This window comes from Streptomyces phytophilus (genome assembly GCF_013870535.1).
GTDB lineage: Bacteria > Actinomycetota > Actinomycetes > Streptomycetales > Streptomycetaceae > Streptomyces > Streptomyces phytophilus.
Genome location: NZ_JACBXC010000771.1, coordinates 1 through 2,916, shown reverse-complemented (window position 1 = coordinate 2,916; position 2,916 = coordinate 1). Strand labels below are relative to the sequence as shown.

General features: G+C 72.9%; 4 protein-coding genes. All 4 read left to right on the top strand.

The window, feature by feature from the left end:
• A partial coding sequence (locus tag H5J30_RS25000) for a spermidine synthase (protein ID WP_374101023.1) occupies nt 1-442 on the top strand: 442 nt, incomplete at its 5' end.
• Between the two features lie 79 nt (nt 443-521).
• The gene (locus tag H5J30_RS24995) at nt 522-1,271 is read left to right on the top strand and encodes a response regulator transcription factor (protein ID WP_181789615.1); all 750 of its coding nucleotides are present in this window, start codon (nt 522-524) and stop codon (nt 1,269-1,271) included.
• Nucleotides 1,268-2,398, top strand: coding sequence for a HAMP domain-containing sensor histidine kinase (locus tag H5J30_RS24990; protein ID WP_181789614.1), 1,131 nt, complete (start codon nt 1,268-1,270; stop codon nt 2,396-2,398). The genes H5J30_RS24995 and H5J30_RS24990 overlap by 4 nt, the downstream gene beginning before the upstream one ends.
• A gap of 302 nt (nt 2,399-2,700) precedes the next feature.
• On the top strand, nt 2,701-2,916 hold a 216-nt coding region (locus tag H5J30_RS24985; RefSeq protein ID WP_181789613.1), incomplete at its 3' end, for a 2-oxoglutarate dehydrogenase E1 subunit family protein.

The following is a 2,916-nucleotide window of genomic DNA, read 5'->3' as shown; positions in this document are numbered from 1 at the left end:
CACGGCAGTCGGCCCGGCAGCAGGCACGGCCGCCGAGAAGCACCTCGCGTACCTCAGCGGCGCCGCCCTCGCCGACCCCCGCGTCGAACTCGTCGAGGCCGACCTCCTCGACCACCTCGCCACCGCCCCGCACCGCTACGACGCCGTCTGCCTCGACATCGACAACGGCCCCGACTGGACCGTCACCGAATCCAACTCCGGCCTCTACGCCCCCGCCGGCCTCGCCGCCTGCCGCGACCGCCTCACCCCCGGCGGCGTCCTCGCCGTCTGGTCGGCCCGCCCCTCCCCCGGCTTCGAAGCCGCACTCCGCACGGCCGGCTTCACGGACGTACGCACCGAGGAGATCCCGGTGCGCCGCGGCGCACCGGACGCCGTCCACCTCGCCGTCCGCCCACCGGACACCGTGCGCGCAACGCCGCCGGGGGCTCTCCGTTCCCCGTAGCCGAGGCGTGTCACCTCCCCATACGCTGCTAGCTGAACCGGAGGGCCTACGGGGAAGAGACGGCGAGGGCCACGAACACATGGCAGACAGACAAGCCCTGAACGGCCGCGCCGACCACGCGGCCGCAGTGACGCCCGGCGCCCAGCGCAGGGTGCTGGTCGTCGAGGACGATCCGACCATCGGGCAGGCGATATCGGCGCGGCTGCGCGCCGAGGGCTTCCAGGTACGTACGGCAGGCGACGGCCCGGCCGCGGTGGCGACCGCGGCGGAGTGGGGGCCCGACCTGCTCGTGCTCGACGTGATGCTGCCCGGCTTCGACGGGCTGGAGGTGTGCCGCCGGGTGCAGGCCCAGCGGCTCGTGCCGGTGCTGATGCTGACCGCGCGGGACGACGAGACGGACATGCTCGTCGGCCTCGGCGTCGGCGCCGACGACTACATGACCAAACCCTTCTCCATGCGCGAGCTGGCCGCGCGGGTGCACGTGCTGCTGCGCCGCGTGGAGCGCGCCACGCAGGCGGCGGGCGCCGCCCGGGACGACACACTGCGCCTGGGCGAGCTGGAGATCGACCACACCGAGCGGCGGGTGCGGGTCGGCGGGGACGACGTCCATCTGACGCCGACGGAGTTCGAGCTGCTGGCGTGTCTGGCCAACCAGCCGCGGGCGGTGCTCTCCCGCGAGCAGCTCCTGGTGGAGGTCTGGGAGTGGGAGGACGCCTCGGGGACGCGGACGGTGGACAGCCACATCAAGGCGCTGCGCCGCAAGATAGGCGCGGAGCGGATCCGTACGGTGCACGGCGTGGGGTACGCGCTGGAGACCCCCGTCACATGACGGTGCCGGGCGGCGGCGGGGAGACCGGCTTCTGGCGCCGGGTGTGGGACGCGCTGCGCCCGCTGGACCCGGTGCGGTCGGTGAACGCCGCGCTGGGCGCCCTGGTCATCGGTTCCGTGGTGATCGCCACCGGGCTGGTGTGGGTGGCGATCCGCTCGTCCACCGAGGTCCGGCTGATCACGGTCTTCTCGCTCATCGCCTCGCTGCTGATCACCCAGTTCGTGGGCCAGCGGCTGACGTCGCCGCTGGTGCAGATGACCGCGGTCACCCGCGCCATGGCGCACGGCGACTACACCGCCCGGCTGGCCACCCGCCGCCGGGACGAGTTCGGCGAGCTGGCGCAGACGTTCAACCGCATGGCGGCCGACCTGCAGTCCGTCGACCGGCACCGCAAGGAGCTGGTGGCCAACGTCTCGCACGAGCTGCGCACCCCGATCGCCGCCCTGCGGGCGGTGCTGGAGAACGTGGTGGACGGCGTCTCCGACGCGGACCCGGACACGATGCGCACCGCGCTGCGCCAGACCGAGCGGCTGGGCCGGCTGGTGGAGCAGTTGCTCGACCTGTCGCGGATCGACAGCGGGGTGGTGCCGCTGCGGCTGCGGCGGTTCACGGTGGAGCCGTACCTCGCGGGCGTGCTGAAGGAGGCGCACTTCGGCAGCGGCGCCCACGGCGCGGCCGGCGCCCCGGAAGCCGCCGACGACGTCCCCGGTCCCCGCGGGCGCGGCGACGTCCGGCTGCACCTGGACGTCTGGCCGGCCGAGCTGGCCGTACGGGCCGATCCCGAGCGGCTGCACCAGGTGATGGCGAATCTGATCGACAACGCCGTGAAGCACAGCCCGACCGGCGGCCGGGTCACCGTGCGCGCCCGCGCCGGGGCGCAGCCGGACGCGCTGGAGGTGGAGGTGCTCGACGAGGGCCCCGGCATCCCCGCCGCGGAGCGGCACCGGGTCTTCGAGCGCTTCAACCGCGGCCGGGAGAACGGGGTGCTCGGCGACCACGGGGCGGACGGCGGCGGCACCGGTCTCGGGCTGGCCATCGCGCGCTGGGCGGTGGATCTGCACGGCGGCCGGATCGGAGTGGCCGAATCACCCCGCGGCTGCCGGATCAAGCTCACTCTTCCGGGTTAACGCTCGTTCGGCACTTGACCTACACTTGACCTTGCCCGAGCGCGGGAACGTCCGCGGCAGAGCACAGCGCAGCCGGTGAACGGCCCGGTACGAGGACGGGACGCGGCGCCACCGCCCTGCTGCCCCCATGCCGAACGCAGGCAAACTCTCTTGATTTCCCGCCAAATCCGGGGTCCAAACCACGTTCGCATTGTGACTTACGCGACCTCCGGCGGGTGCGGCCTGCACGTACCAGCTCGGGGGGCGTAGCCTTGTTTTCCGCTGTCCATCACCTTGTGAAGCGGAAGAGGGCGGTTGCCGCCGTGTCGTCACAGTCCCCTAAGAGCAGCTCGTCGAGCGTCCGTACCGAAGAGCCCAGCCAGGGCCGGGACCCTGCTGCCGCCTTCGGTCCCAACGAGTGGCTCGTCGACGAGATCTACCAGCAGTACCTCCAGGACCCGAACTCTGTGGACCGGGCCTGGTGGGACTTCTTCGCCGACTACAAGCCGGGCACCGCCGGCGGGAACCAGGGGGCACCG